This is a genomic window from Pseudomonas sp. AE27, assembly GCF_037113495.1.
Lineage (GTDB): Bacteria > Pseudomonadota > Gammaproteobacteria > Pseudomonadales > Pseudomonadaceae > Aquipseudomonas > Aquipseudomonas palmensis.
Genome location: NZ_CP146966.1, coordinates 5,557,896 through 5,570,956 on the forward strand (window position 1 = coordinate 5,557,896; position 13,061 = coordinate 5,570,956).

12 protein-coding genes and 1 pseudogene are annotated in these 13,061 nt (G+C 66.9%); 7 read left to right on the plus strand and 6 right to left on the minus strand.

All coding sequences use genetic code 11. The features are described 5' to 3' along the window. Positions 1–19: 19 nt before the first annotated feature. On the minus strand, positions 20–439 hold the full coding sequence (locus V9K84_RS25605) for a hypothetical protein (protein WP_043863875.1): 420 nt from the start codon (positions 437–439) through the stop codon (positions 20–22). 118 nt (positions 440–557) lie between these two features. On the opposite strand from V9K84_RS25605, the gene hrpB reads away from it, so the two are divergent. After that, the gene (hrpB, locus tag V9K84_RS25610) at positions 558–3,083 is read left to right on the plus strand and encodes an ATP-dependent helicase HrpB (protein WP_088514338.1); all 2,526 of its coding nucleotides are present in this window, start codon (positions 558–560) and stop codon (positions 3,081–3,083) included. 3 nt (positions 3,084–3,086) lie between these two features. Here the strand turns inward: hrpB and V9K84_RS25615 are convergent, their stop codons facing one another. Both V9K84_RS25615 and V9K84_RS25620 read right to left on the minus strand, forming a co-directional pair. Continuing rightward, entirely contained in the window at positions 3,087–4,166 is a 1,080-nt protein-coding gene (locus V9K84_RS25615) for an endonuclease/exonuclease/phosphatase family protein (RefSeq protein ID WP_088514378.1), read from the minus strand. Positions 4,167–4,229: 63 nt separating this feature from the next. Further along, on the minus strand, positions 4,230–4,904 hold the full coding sequence (locus V9K84_RS25620; protein ID WP_043863873.1) for a hypothetical protein: 675 nt from the start codon (positions 4,902–4,904) through the stop codon (positions 4,230–4,232). Positions 4,905–5,056: 152 nt separating this feature from the next. Between V9K84_RS25620 and V9K84_RS25625 the strand changes: the two genes are divergently transcribed. The 3 genes from V9K84_RS25625 (at position 5,057) to V9K84_RS25635 (ending at position 7,012) form a co-directional block, all read left to right on the plus strand. Next, positions 5,057–5,812 carry a DUF2076 domain-containing protein gene (locus V9K84_RS25625; RefSeq protein ID WP_054916353.1) on the plus strand — a complete coding sequence of 252 codons (756 nt, stop codon included), beginning with the start codon at positions 5,057–5,059 and terminating at the stop codon, positions 5,810–5,812. Between the two features lie 96 nt (positions 5,813–5,908). Then, entirely contained in the window at positions 5,909–6,388 is a 480-nt protein-coding gene (locus V9K84_RS25630) for an NYN domain-containing protein (RefSeq protein ID WP_043863871.1), read from the plus strand. A gap of 18 nt (positions 6,389–6,406) precedes the next feature. Next, a complete protein-coding gene (locus V9K84_RS25635) occupies positions 6,407–7,012 on the plus strand; it encodes a 3'-5' exonuclease (protein WP_088513874.1) in 606 nt (201 codons plus the stop codon). Here V9K84_RS25635 and V9K84_RS25640 read toward each other — a convergent pair. Further along, positions 7,009–7,467: an Lrp/AsnC family transcriptional regulator gene (locus tag V9K84_RS25640; RefSeq protein ID WP_043863869.1), complete on the minus strand. Its 459-nt coding sequence runs from the start codon at positions 7,465–7,467 to the stop codon at positions 7,009–7,011. The genes V9K84_RS25635 and V9K84_RS25640 overlap by 4 nt on opposite strands. Positions 7,468–7,619: 152 nt before the next feature. Between V9K84_RS25640 and yedA the strand changes: the two genes are divergently transcribed. The 3 genes from yedA (at position 7,620) to V9K84_RS25655 (ending at position 10,801) form a co-directional block, all read left to right on the plus strand. Next, positions 7,620–8,552, plus strand: a complete 933-nt coding sequence (gene yedA, locus V9K84_RS25645; protein ID WP_058540581.1) for a drug/metabolite exporter YedA — start codon at positions 7,620–7,622, stop codon at positions 8,550–8,552. Beyond that, the gene (locus V9K84_RS25650) at positions 8,549–9,403 is read left to right on the plus strand and encodes a hypothetical protein (protein WP_143516606.1); all 855 of its coding nucleotides are present in this window, start codon (positions 8,549–8,551) and stop codon (positions 9,401–9,403) included. The genes yedA and V9K84_RS25650 overlap by 4 nt, the downstream gene beginning before the upstream one ends. Before the next feature lie 66 nt (positions 9,404–9,469). Beyond that, complete coding sequence (locus V9K84_RS25655; protein WP_054916356.1) at positions 9,470–10,801, plus strand: DEAD/DEAH box helicase; 1,332 nt, start codon at positions 9,470–9,472, stop codon at positions 10,799–10,801. An 81-nt stretch (positions 10,802–10,882) separates the two neighbouring features. Here V9K84_RS25655 and V9K84_RS25660 read toward each other — a convergent pair whose 3' ends face one another. Next, positions 10,883–12,118 (minus strand): TIGR03862 family flavoprotein, encoded by a 1,236-nt coding sequence (locus V9K84_RS25660; protein ID WP_088513872.1) that lies wholly within the window; start codon positions 12,116–12,118, stop codon positions 10,883–10,885. Between the two features lie 151 nt (positions 12,119–12,269). Next, positions 12,270–12,797 (minus strand): annotated as a pseudogene (locus tag V9K84_RS25665) (histone deacetylase); the annotation flags it as partial. Positions 12,798–13,061 lie beyond the last annotated feature (264 nt).

Here is a 13,061-nt window from a genome sequence, read left to right on the forward strand (position 1 = left end):
GTCGTCCTTGTGCGGGCGGTCAGGCGGCGGGCTTGAGGCCGTACATCGCCAGTTGTTCAACGCTGCCCTTGTGCTGGATCAGGCGCGGGTCGTTCAGCGGCAGGCGCTGGCCCAGCTCGCTCTCCAGGATGGCCTGCAGGCGCACCTTGTCGACCTTGCCATCGGCAGCGATGGCCTTGTTCAGCGTGTGCGGGTCGACCTGGGCGGTCTTGCCGCCGGGCAGGTAGATGGCACCGGTGGCAAAGTCGACGCCGAAGGCGATCAGCCCGGGGATCACGTAGAACAGGATACCGATGGCATCCAGTGCCACGATCACCGGATCGACCTTGCCTTCGATCTGGCCGCGACGGTCGGGGAAGAACAGGGTGCCGCAAGCCGTCAGCTGGGTCAGCAGGGCAGCAACCACGGCACCGCCGATAAGGCGTGAAGGAATACGCATGTGAATCTCCGCAAAGTAGGCCGCACCGCTACCGGCGAAATGCCGGAGGGTGCAGCTAAGACCATGATAAGGCAGGCTCGGTTCGCCGTTATACTCGGCCGATTGTTCGAGGGCTACCATGAATTCATTACCGATCGATGCCGTGCTGCCGGCCTTGCGCACCGCCTTGCAGCAGCGCCACGAAGCCGTGCTCGAGGCACCGCCGGGCGCCGGCAAGACCACCCGCGTGCCACTGGCCCTGCTCGATGAGCCGTGGCTGGCCGGCCAGCGCATCCTGATGCTAGAACCGCGCCGGCTGGCTGCCCGCGCGGCAGCCGAACGGCTGGCCAGCGAACTGGGCGAGGCGGTGGGCGAAACCGTCGGTTACCGCATTCGCCTGGACAGCAAGGTCGGCCCGCGTACCCGCATCGAAGTGGTCACCGAAGGCATCCTCACCCGGCGCCTGCAGGACGACCCGGCGCTGGACGGGGTGGGCCTGTTGATCTTCGACGAATTTCACGAGCGCAGCCTGGATGCCGACCTGGCCCTGGCCCTGAGCCTCAACGGCCGCGAGCTGCTGCGTGACGAGCCGCCGCTGAAGATCCTGCTGATGTCCGCCACGCTGGAAGGGCAGCGCCTGTCCGCGTTGCTCGACGACGCCCCGGTAATCAGCAGCGAGGGGCGCATGTACCCGGTGCAGATGCGCTGGGGGCGGCCGTTCCAGCCCGGCGAGTTCGTCGAGCCGCGGGTGGTCGACACGGTGTTGCAAGCGCTGGCCGACGAGCCGGGCAGCCTGCTAGTGTTCCTGCCTGGCCAGGCCGAGATCCGCCGTGTGCACCAGGCCTTGCAGGAGGCCCTGGGTGAGCGGCGCGAGATCCTGCTGTGCCCGCTGCACGGTGAACTCGATCTCGCGGCCCAGCGCGCCGCCATCGAGGCGCCGGCCGCGGGCCTGCGCAAGGTGGTGCTGGCGACCAACATCGCCGAAACCAGCCTGACCATCGACGGCGTGCGGGTGGTGATCGACGCCGGGCTGGCGCGGGTGCCGCGTTTTGACCCCGGCAGCGGCATGACCCGCCTCGATACCCAGCGCATCTCGCGCGCCAGCGCCACCCAGCGGGCCGGGCGCGCCGGACGCCTGGAGCCGGGCGTGTGCTATCGGCTGTGGTCCGAGGCCCAGCATGACCAACTGGCTGCCTACGGCAGCGCCGAGATCCTGCAGGCCGACCTTGCCGGGCTGGCCCTGCAATTGACCCGCTGGGGCGTGGCCCCGGCGCAGCTGTGCTGGCTCGACCTGCCACCGGCGGCGGCCTATGCCCAGGCCCAGGACCTGCTGGTGCGCCTGGGGGCGCTCAGGCCGGGGCAGTTGCTGGCGCTGACCGAGCATGGTCAGGCCATGGCCGAGTTGCCGGCACACCCGCGCATCGCACACCTGCTTTTGCGCGGCCAGGACCTTGGCCTGGCCCAGATGGCCTGCGATGTGGCGGCACTGCTGGGCGAGCGCGACATTCTGCGCGGGGCGGGTGCCGACCTGCACAGCCGGCTGGCCCTGCTCAGTGGCGAAACCCGTGCAGCCCGAGGAGGGCAGGGCGGGGTGCAGCGGGCGCGACAACTGTCCCGCCAGTACCGCAGCTACCTGCGCGGCAAGGCCGGCGCGGCCGTGGCCGACCCCGAACATTCCCGCTGGCTCGGTGCCCTGCTGGCGCTGGCGTATCCCGACCGGGTCGCTCAGCAGCGCCGTGCCGGCGGCGCCGAGTACCGGTTGGCCAACGGGCGTGCGGCGCTGTTCGGTGAGGCCGACGCGCTGATGAAGCAACCCTGGCTGGTGATCGCCGACCTCGGCAGCCGCCAGGGGCAGCGCGAAGAGCGCATCTACCTGGCGGCCGAATTCGACCCGGCGCTGTTCGACGACGTGCTCGCCGAGCAGGTGCGCCACGTGGATCAACTGGACTGGGACGAGCGTGAGAACGTGCTGCGTGCCGAGCGCCAGCGCAGGGTCGGCGAACTGGTGCTCAGCCGCGAGCCGCTGACCGGGCTGGGCGAGGATGCGCGTGCGCGGGCGCTGCTTGACCTGGTGCGACGCAAGGGCCTGGAGCTGCTGCCCTGGACCCCGGAACTGCGCCAGTGGCAGGCGCGGGTGGCACTGTTGCGCGGGCTGGATGTTGCGGCGGCAGGCCAGAGCGAATGGCCGGACCTGAGCGACGCGGCCTTGCTGGCCAGCCTTGAGCACTGGCTGCAACCCTTCCTGGGCAAGGTCACCCGGCTCAGTCATTTTGCCCAGCTCGACCTGTCGTCCATCCTGCGCAACCTGCTGCCCTGGCCGCTGCCGCAGCGCCTGGACGAATGGGCGCCGGTGCACATCGGCGTGCCCTCGGGTTCCAACATCCGCCTGGACTACAGCGAGACGCCGCCGATTCTGGCGGTGCGCTTGCAGGAACTGTTCGGCCTGGCCGAAACCCCGCGCATCGCCCAGGGCCGCCAGCAGGTGTTGCTGCACCTGCTGTCACCGGCACGGCGCCCGGTGCAGGTGACCCAGGACCTGGCCAATTTCTGGCGCAGCACCTACGCCGAAGTGAAGAAGGACCTCAAGGGCCGCTACCCCAAGCACTACTGGCCGGACGACCCGCTGGTGGCCGAAGCCACCGCGCGGGCCAAACCGCGCAAGTAGCCGCTAGGGCGGCGTCGGCAACAGCAGGCGCGCGCTCAGCGGCAGGTGATCGGAAATCTGCAGGGTGTCCTGCTGCAGCACCCGGGCGCTCAGGCGCTGCAGCTTGGGGCTGTGGAACAGGTAGTCCAGGGTGCGGTCCGGGCCGTTCAGGCGCGGGTCGTTGGGGTAGTGGGTCAGCCAGGCGCTGCGCTCGGCACCACCGGCTTCGGCGTTGCTGGGGATCATCGGATACTTGTCCCACAGCAAGTGCAGGTCGCTGTCGGCGCCATAGTGCTGGCGCTGCTCGGGGGTGAGCCGGCGGTACTGGCCCAGCGGCAGCAGGTTGAAGTCGCCACCGATAAGCCACGGCGTGCCCTGGCTTTCCAGCTTGTCGAGCAGCGCGCCGAGCTGGCGCACCTGCTGGCGCTGGATATCGCTGCCGGGAACGAAGGGCGCCAGGTGCGTGTTGAGCACCGCCAGCGAGCCGCCATCACGCAGCGGCAGGTAGCTGGCCAGCACCGCCTGTTGCGGCTGCAGCAGGCGGCTCAGGGCGTTGTCGGGGGCCGAGGGCAGGGCCAGGCGTTCGGCCTGCTGGATGGGGTAGCGGCTCAGGGTCGCCAGGCCGCGGCCGACGCTGCCGAACACATGCCGGTCGGGCACGAAGTCCGCCTTCCAGTCGTAGGCCTGCACTGCACAGGGGTAGAGGTCGGCCAGACGCTCGCGCAGCAGGGCCAGCTGGTCCTGGTAGGCGCTGGCCTTGGCGTTGGTGTCCAGTTCCTGCAACAGCACGATGTCGGGGTTGTCGGCGCGGATCACCCGCGCCACCTCGTCGAGGTTGAACGCCAGGTCCTGTTCGGTAGGGCGGGTGTCATTCCCCCGGCCTTCGTCATACCAGAACACGTAGCCCTTGCCGGCCAGGTACTGGATGTTCCAGCTCATGACCTTGAGCATCTGGCCCGGCACCAGCGGCGTGGCCGTGCCACGGCAGGCCACCGGCAGGGCCTCGCGCGGCTCGGGTTGCCAGCTCAGGTGACTGGCCAGCAGCCACAGCAGGGCAAGTATCAGCAGCAGGGTCAGCAGGGCATTGCGCAGTAGTCGGATCATCGGCTCGGCTTGGCGTCGCAGGTGAACCCGCAGCATACCCGAGCCGTTCGTCGCCTGCTTGGTTCAGCTCGGGTCGCGGGCCAGCGGCGGCTCGGTGACCAGCATGAACATGCGAAAGCTCACCAGGGTGCTGAACAGGGTGAGGAAGCCGTTGAAGCTGCCCACCAGCAGTTCCAGCCACAGCTCGGGCTCTTCGCCGATCAGGCTGCGGGTCAGCGCATCGATCAGCCACAACGGGATCATGGCCACGATCATGCACACCAGGATCTGCCAGAAGTGGCCCTTGCACAGCTCGAAGCTCTGACGCATGGCCGGCAGCGGTTGCAGGCCGCGCAGCACCAGCAGGTACTCGGCGAACACCAGGTTGACCATCACCCAGATGCCCGGAAGGATGAACAGCGCGCAGCCGGCCACGATCAGCAGCAGGCAGACGATCATCAGCAGCGCGAACGAGGGCCACAGGCGCAGCGACATGGCCAGCAGGTCGCGCTTGCGCGGCTCTTCACCCTGGCTGCGGGCGTCCAGGTAGAGGATCAGTGCGCCGCTGTAGAGCGGGTAGAACACCAGGCCCAGCAGCATGCCGTAGGCCAGGGTACGGGTCTGGCTGCCGAACTGTGCGTAGATCGCCTGGGCCAGCAGCGTTTCGATGACGATCAGCGGCAGGCACAGCTTGGCGATGCTCAGCAGGTGGCGGCGGAAGAAATACAAGGAGTCTTGCAGAACGCTAAGCGGATTCATCAGTCGATATCGCAGTGACAGAGCAGGCCGCTACTTTAGCCCAGCGGTCGAACCTGAACAAAGTTTCATGCCGCGGGCCGATTGAATCGCCCATGCTGGAACCCCATCTAGTGCTCACCTGTAATCCCCCGGCTATCCAGTGAGGTCGCCCCATGAACCACGAAGAACAAACCTTGATCGACGGCCTGTTCGGCCGCCTCAAGCAAGCCGAGAGCGAAGGCGCACCGCGTGATGCCCAGGCCCAGGCGCGCATTGCCGAGCACCTGCAGCAACAGCCGTCGGCCCCTTACTACATGGCCCAGGCGATTCTGGTGCAGGAGGCCGCGCTCAAGCGCCTCGATGAACAGAACAGGCAATTGCAGGCCGATCTGAACCAGGCCCGCGCACAGGTGGCGGCCACTGCGCCGAGCAGCGGCGGCTTCCTGTCGAGCATCTTCGGCGGGGGGGCACGGCAACCCGAGCCGCAGCCGCAGCGCGCGGCCCAGCCGGCCCCGGCACCTGCCACCAGTGGTGGCGGCTGGCGTGAACCGGCCAGCGGCTTTGGCGGGCCCGGCGTGGCCCCTCAGCAGCAGGGTTTCAACGCCGCGCCCCAGGCCGCACCGGCCCGCGGCGGCGCCAGCAGCTTTCTGGGCGGTGCACTGCAGACCGCCGCCGGCGTGGCAGGCGGGGTGATGCTGGCGCAGGGCATCAGCAGCCTGTTCGGCCATCATTCGTCGCAGCCCCAGGAAGTCACCGAGATCATCAACGAAGCGCCGGCACCGGCCAGCGACAGCGGCTGGGGCGGCAACGACGAGCAGCGCCTGACCGCCGACAACGGTGGCTACGGCAATGATCAGGGCGGCTTCATGGACACCGACTACGGTGACGATGGCGGCGGCTTCTTTTCGGACGACGATTCCTTCGTCTGAGCCGCGCACATACCCGTACTGCCGTCAGGCTGGCATACTGGGCGCCGAAACGGCCCCGGTATGCGGGGCCGGCCCCTGGCGTGACGAGGAAGTGCGGTGAAGAAGATTGCGGTGTTCGCCGATGTCCAGAACCTCTACTACACCGTGCGCCAGGCCTATGGTTGTCATTTCAACTACGCCGCCTTCTGGGCGCACGTCAGCCAGGACGGCGAGATCGTCGAGGCGGTGGCCTATGCCATCGACCGCGGCGACAGCAAGCAGCAGCAGTTTCAGCAGATCCTGCGCAACCTCGGTTTCACGGTCAAACTCAAACCCTATATCCAGCGCAGCGACGGCTCGGCCAAGGGCGACTGGGACGTGGGCATCACCCTGGACGTGATCGACGCCGCCTCGCGGGTCGACGAAGTGGTGCTGGCCTCCGGCGATGGCGATTTCGACCTGCTGCTGGAACGGGTGATCAACCGTCATGGCGCCGAAGCGGTGGCCTATGGCGTACCGGGGCTCACCGCCAACTCGCTGATTCGCGCCGCCACCCGCTATGTGCCCATCGAAGGCGCACTCCTGCTCAAGCACTGAGAGCTACCCGAGGTTTTTGTGGAACGTATTGCGGTCATCGACTTTGAAACCACCGGCATCTCGCCGGGTGCCTACTGCCGCGCCACCGAAGTGGCAGTGGTGATGCTCGAACGCGGGCGCATCGTCGATCGCTACCAGAGCCTGATGAATGCCGGCGTGCCGGTGCCGGCCTTTGTCGCCGGGCTGACCGGCATCACTACCGCCATGCTGCGCAGTGCGCCGGCCAATGCGCAGGTGATGAACGAGGTGGCCGAGTTCGTCGGCAGCACGCCCTTGCTGGCGCACAACGCCTCGTTCGACCAGAAGTTCTGGGACTACGAACTGAGCCTGATCGGACGCTCGCGGGTGCAGTCGTTCGCCTGTTCGATGCTGCTCTCGCGGCGCCTGCTGCCGGCTGCGCCGAACCACAAGCTCGGCACCCTGACGCGCTGGGCCGGGCTGCCCGACACCGGCACCGCTCACCGGGCCATGGCCGATGCCGAGATGGCCGCCAACCTGGCCCAGCACCTGGCCGGCGAACTGCGCCAGCGCCACGGTATCAGCGAGGTAACGCACCCGCTGTTCTGCAGCCTGCAGAAGGTTCCGGCAGCCAAGGTTGCCGAAACCCTCAAGCGCTACCGCTAGGCTTTCTTGCCGTTGCTGTCGAGCTGGCCGAGCGGCACCCGTCGCTCTACCGCGCTGGACAGGATGATCGAGGTCTTGCTGAACCCGAACTGCGCCACGTGGTTGATCAGCTCTTCGAGTTCCGGCATCGAGCCGACCGCCGCCTGCATGATCACGCACGGATCGCCGGTGACCCGGTGGCACTCGGTGATCTGCGGGATACGCGCCAGGTCCTCATAGGTCTGCTGGTTGCCGTGGCTGGCCAGGCGCAGCTCGATCACGCACTGGATCGGCAAGCCGATCCGGCTCATGTCGACCTTGGCCTGGTAGCCGGTGATGACCCCGCTGGCCTCGAGCTTGGCCACCCGCTCGGCCACCGCCGGGGCCGACAGGTTGACCTTGCGCGCCAGTTCGGCGAAGGAGGCGCGGCCGTTGTCGAGCAAGGCGGCGAGGAGCATGCGATCGTACTTGTCCATGGGGCGTGGGTACCAGGTGTTGAAACGATGGCGAAACGGGCAAACATCCGTTTTTTCGAAAGTCTGGTGGTCGTATAAACAGGGTTTGTAACTTAAAATTACCCGTTTTGCTTTCTAAACTACAGCTCCAAAACCCTGATTTCGAGCCTCCCATGCCTGCCTCCCGTCGCTTTCCGCTGGTGCTGATCGGTGCCTTCCTGGCCTTGTACCTGGTGTGGGGGTCGACCTATCTGGTGATCCGCATCGGTATCGAGTCGTGGCCACCGCTGCTGATGGCCGGGGTGCGCTTTCTGATTGCCGGCAGCCTGCTGTATGGCTTTCTGCGCTGGCGCGGGGTGCCGGCGCCCAGCTGGGCGCAATGGAAGGCCGCCGGGGCCATCGGCATATTGCTGCTCAGCTGCGGCAACGGCGGCGTGACCCTGGCCGAACATGCGGGCGTGGCGTCCGGGGTCGCAGCCCTGGCGGTGGCGACCGTGCCGCTGTTCACCCTGGTGTTCGGGCGATTTTTCGGGCACCGCAACACGCGTCTGGAATGGGCCGGTATCGGCCTTGGCCTGGCCGGCATCGGCCTGCTCAACCTGGGCTCCAACCTGCAGGCCAGCCCGCTGGGCGCGGCGCTGATCCTGTTTGCTGCAGCGTCCTGGGCCTTCGGTTCGGTGTGGAGCAAGAGCCTGCCGCTGCCGGCCGGGCCGATGGCCAGTGCCGCCGAAATGCTGGTGGGCGGCGCGGCGCTGCTGCTGGGCAGCGCGCTCAGCGGTGAACGCATGACCCAGATGCCGACCGCTGCCGGCTGGGGGGCGTTGCTCTACCTGGTGTTCTTCGGTTCGATCCTGGCCTTCAGTGCCTACATGTACCTGCTCAAGCATGTGCGCCCGGCGGCGGCCACCAGCTATGCCTACGTCAACCCGGCGGTGGCGGTGCTGCTGGGCATCCTGTTCGCTGGCGAGCAGATCGGCGTGGAGGAGTGCGTGGCGATGGCGGTGATCATCGGCGCGGTGGTGTTGATCGGCGTTCCGCAATGGCGCAAGGTGCCGGCCAGCGTGGCCACCCCGGCTGACGCCTTGAGGGGTGAGTTGTCCAAGTGAAGCGTCGTATTGCCATGGCAGGCTTGTTGGTTGGGATGCTGTCCGGTTGTGATGAACAGGAAGTCGGCCTGGAGTTTCAGGTATCGGTTATCGACAATTACGCCCACGGCCATGCAGACCGGTATTACGCCGAAGCGGTCCGTAACCTGCTGGCCGAACAGCAGATCGACCTGGCCCGAGTGGAAATGTGGGCCGATGACGAGACCCCTTGGGTGGTGAACCTGCGCATGCCAGGCGACGTATTGACCCCGGCGCGGCGTGAGGCTCTGCAGGCGACGGTCGACGCCGTGCTGGCTGCGCGCCAGGCAGTCACCGGCAACGTCACCCTGACCCTCGCGGATCAACCTGACCAGCCGATCGCGTTGCGGTTGGCCTTCCCCAACGATGTCGCGATCAAGAGCCATCCTACGCTCAGCGAAGCGATGCGCTCGCTGATCGAGAACACGGCGCGCGGCGAGGTCGATTGCCGGGTCCCGGTGAGGCTCAGGGCCAACCTGCCCTTCGAGGTGCTCGACTACAGTCAGGGCGTGATGACGCTGCGCACCCCGGACCAGAAGCTCAGGCGCACGCCGGTGCGCCTGGAGTTCGCTGATGGCGGGTTGCGTAATCAGGTAGCGCGCGGCCAGGTAGCCGTCAGCTTCAGCCGCGAGAAGGACCGCGACCACATGATTTTCGAACTGGGGTCGCTGGGCATGCACAGCTGGACGCCGATATCGGCGCGCGATTCGAGCCTGAACGAGATCTACGGCCTGTGCCGTTCGCGCGCCAGCCAGCTGGGCAGGCCGCTGTCGCTGTTTGTCGGCAATGGCCTGGATCGCCTGACGTACGTGTACCTGCCGCCTGTGGATTGAAGCTCGGTGAACCCGCGCGAACAGGGTAAACTTGCGCCATTGCTGAATTCCCCAGACGGTATTGCCATGACATTCGCCAAACTTGGCCTGATTGAACCCTTGCTGCGCGCGCTCGAGCACCTCAAGTACACCACTCCGACACCCGTGCAGGCGGCGGCCATCCCGGCCGTGCTGGCCGGCCGCGACCTGATGGCGGCGGCGCAGACCGGCACCGGCAAGACTGCCGGCTTCGCCCTGCCACTGCTGCAGCGCCTGGTGATGGAAGGCGAGAAGGTCGCCAGCAACTCGGTACGTGCGCTGGTGCTGGTGCCGACCCGCGAGCTGGCCGAACAGGTGCACGCCAATATCGTCGAGTACGCCGAACACCTGCCGCTGCGCACCTACGCGGTGTACGGCGGGGTGAGCATCAACCCGCAGATGATGAAACTGCGCAAGGGCATCGACCTGCTGGTGGCCACGCCCGGGCGCCTGCTCGACCTGTTCCGCCAGAACGCGGTCAAGTTCAACCAGTTGCAGGCGCTGGTGCTCGACGAGGCCGACCGCATGCTCGACCTGGGCTTTGCCGAAGAGCTGCGCTCGATCTACGCGGCGTTGCCGGTCAAGCGTCAGACGCTGCTGTTTTCCGCGACCTTCTCCGACGAGATCCGCCTGATGGCCGGGCAGATGCTCGACGACCCGCTCAGCGTCGAGGTCAGCCCGCGCAACGTGGCGGCCAGCAGCGTCAAGCAATGGGTCGTGCCTGTGGACAAGAAGCGCAAGCCCGAGCTGTTCATGCACCTGCTGCGCAAGCAGCGCTGGAAGCAGGTGCTGGTGTTCGCCAAGACCCGCAACGGTGTGGATGCGCTGGTGGAGCGCCTGCAGGCGCAGGGCGTGAATGCCGACGGCATCCATGGCGATCGCCCGCAGGCCACGCGCCAGCGTGCGCTGGACAGCTTCAAGGCGCGCGAGATCCAGATCCTGGTGGCCACCGATGTGGCGGCGCGCGGGCTGGATATCGACGACTTGCCGCTGGTGGTCAACTTCGATTTGCCGATCGTGGCCGAGGACTACATTCACCGTATCGGGCGTACCGGGCGTGCGGGCAATACCGGCGAAGCCATTTCGCTGGTGTGTGCCGACGAGGTGAACATGCTGTCGGCCATCGAGATGCTCACGCGCAAGACCTTGCCGCGCCATGAAGAGCCGGATTTCGTGCCGGAGCACCGGGTGCCGGAAACCGACGCCAGCGGGCAGGTGGTGAAGAAGCCGAAGAAACCGAAGAAGCCCAAGCAGGGCAGCGGCAAGGGCAGCCTGGGGCGCTGGACCGACAGCGGGGATACCCCCGCCGCCGCGCCGCAGGTCAAGCCGGTGCGCAAGGTGCCGACTTTCAATACCGGGCCGCGCAAGCGCAAGCCTTGATTGGGCACGGGCTGCGCTGCAGCCCTTTCGCCGGCAAGGCCGGCTCCTACAAGGGCTGTGCTTACCCTATAGGCGCCGGCCTCACCGGCGCAGCCACTCCAGCACCCCCAACCCCGCCCTTCGCCCACTGGCAAAGCACGCCGTCAGCAGGTAGCCGCCGGTCGGTGCCTCCCAGTCGAGCATCTCGCCCGCACAGAACACCCCCGGCAACCGGGGCAGCATCAGGTGCCGATCCATCGCCTCGAACTTCACGCCGCCGGCGCTGCTGATCGCCTCGTCCAGCGGGCGCGGTCGTACCAGCGTGATCGGCAACGCCTTGAGCGCTGCCGCCAGGCGCGCCGGGTCGGCAAACACCTCGGGCCCGGTCAGCTCGCGCAGCAGCGCCGCCTTCACCCCGTCCAGGCCCAGCTGACCGTGCAGGTGCCTGGCCATCGAGCGCGAACCACGGGGTTTGCGCAGCGCCGCCTCGATCTTGTCCACAGGCCGGTTCGGCAGCAGGTCGAGCAGCACCGTCGCGCTACCTTCGCGGTTGATCGCTTCACGAATCTGCGCCGACCAGGCATACACCAGGCTGCCCTCGACGCCGCCCTCGGTCAGCACGAACTCGCCCAGGCGCGGCGCCTGGCCGGCCAGGCTCAGGGCGATGTTCTTCAGCGGTGCACCGGCGAACCTGCCCTTGAGCACGTCGCTCCAACCCGTTACCTCGAAGCCGCTGTTGGCTGCCTGCAACGGCGAGATATCCACACCCCGCGCCTGCAGCCAGGGCAGCCAGGCAGCGTCCGAGCCCAGCCGCGCCCAGCTGCCGCCGCCCAGCGCCAGCACCACGGCATCGGCCTGCACGCTCACCTCGCCCTGTGGACAAGTGATCCGCAGGGCGCCGTCGGCATCCCAGCCGTGCCAGCGATGCCGGGTGTGGATAACTACCCCGGCATCGCGCAGGCGCTTGAGCCAGGCGCGCAGCAGCGGGGCGGCCTTCATGTCGCGCGGAAACACCCGGCCGGATGTCCCCACGAAGGTGTCGATGCCCAGGCCGTGGATCCATGCGCGCAGCGCGTCTGCATCGAAGCCGTCGAGCAGGCGCGCGATTTCGTGTTCGCGTTCTGCATAGCGCGAGATGAACGCGGGGTAGGCTTCGGAATGGGTGATGTTCATGCCGCCCACGCCCGCCAGCAGGAACTTGCGCCCCACCGAGGGCATGGCGTCGTACAGGTCTACCCGCACACCGGCCTGGCTGAGGACCTCGGCGGCCATCAGCCCGGCCGGCCCGCCTCCGATAATGGCAACGTGGGGGGCGGTGGTTGGGGGGGTATCGGTCATGGGCGGCTGCAGGCTGGGGATAAAAGAGCGGGCATTCTACCCGACACGGCCCCGCCCAGGCACTGTACAAAAAACGATCAGTACGGTGCAGGCCCCGTGCCACAAGGGCCGGATGGGCTTGCGCTCAGGTTATCCACAGGCAGCTCCACAGTCATTGTGGGTAATCGAGTACCCGTTGTGCGCTGTGGTGCAGGATGCCGTGGCGTCGGGCCAGGGCGTGGCGGTCCTTGCTGTAGCCGCCGCCGATCAGGCCAACCACCGGGATATCGCGCCCCAGGCAGTGGCGCAGCACGGCTTCGTCGCGGGCAGCGACGCCTGCGTCGGTCAGTTGCAGGTAGCCCAGCGCATCTTCCTTGTGCACGTCCACGCCGGCGTCGTACAGCACCAGGTCGGGCTGGTACAGCGGCAACAAGTAGTTCAGCGCGTCGTGCACCACCTTCAGGTAGTCGGCGTCGCCCATGCCGCGCGGCAACGGGATGTCCCAGTCGCTCTGGGCCTTGCGTGCCGGAAAGTTCTGTTCGCAGTGCAGCGACACGGTGATCGCGTCCGGGGTGTCGTGCAGGATGCGCGCGGTGCCATCGCCCTGGTGCACGTCGCAGTCGAAGATCAGCACCCGGTGCACGCGCCCGGCTTCGAGCAGGTAGCGGCTGATCACCGCCAGGTCGTTGAAGATGCAGAAAGGATGACTTCTCTGCATCTGTAAACATAAAGTTATTTTTCTTATAGAGATTAGAGCCTTAAGTTTTTTATTGGCGTCGACGTCGATGGTGAGCTAGCGTTCTTAGCGCTTACCTATCGGAAAAGTAAACAATGGCTCAGTATGCGATCAAGCTGGTGCGATTGGAGAGTGGCGAGCGCCTCCCGATACTGTGTGATCGACAGAGTGGTCTGCCGATCCATAAGATAACTTTGTGGGTGCTGACAGAGTTGCGGGCAGTGAATT

Bases quoted from the DNA above. Each gene is read 5' to 3' on its own strand.
- yedA (WP_058540581.1), top strand. From the start codon at position 7,620: ATGCCTGCCTCCCGTCGCTTTCCGCTGGTGCTGATCGGTGCCTTCCTG.
- V9K84_RS25655 (WP_054916356.1), top strand. From the start codon at position 9,470: ATGACATTCGCCAAACTTGGCCTGATTGAACCCTTGCTGCGCGCGCTC.
- V9K84_RS25615 (WP_088514378.1), bottom strand. From the start codon at position 4,166: ATGATCCGACTACTGCGCAATGCCCTGCTGACCCTGCTGCTGATACTT.
- V9K84_RS25660 (WP_088513872.1), bottom strand. From the start codon at position 12,118: ATGACCGATACCCCCCCAACCACCGCCCCCCACGTTGCCATTATCGGA.
- V9K84_RS25640 (WP_043863869.1), bottom strand. From the start codon at position 7,467: ATGGACAAGTACGATCGCATGCTCCTCGCCGCCTTGCTCGACAACGGC.
- V9K84_RS25620 (WP_043863873.1), bottom strand. From the start codon at position 4,904: ATGAATCCGCTTAGCGTTCTGCAAGACTCCTTGTATTTCTTCCGCCGC.
- V9K84_RS25605 (WP_043863875.1), bottom strand. From the start codon at position 439: ATGCGTATTCCTTCACGCCTTATCGGCGGTGCCGTGGTTGCTGCCCTG.
- V9K84_RS25625 (WP_054916353.1), top strand. From the start codon at position 5,057: ATGAACCACGAAGAACAAACCTTGATCGACGGCCTGTTCGGCCGCCTC.
- hrpB (WP_088514338.1), top strand. From the start codon at position 558: ATGAATTCATTACCGATCGATGCCGTGCTGCCGGCCTTGCGCACCGCC.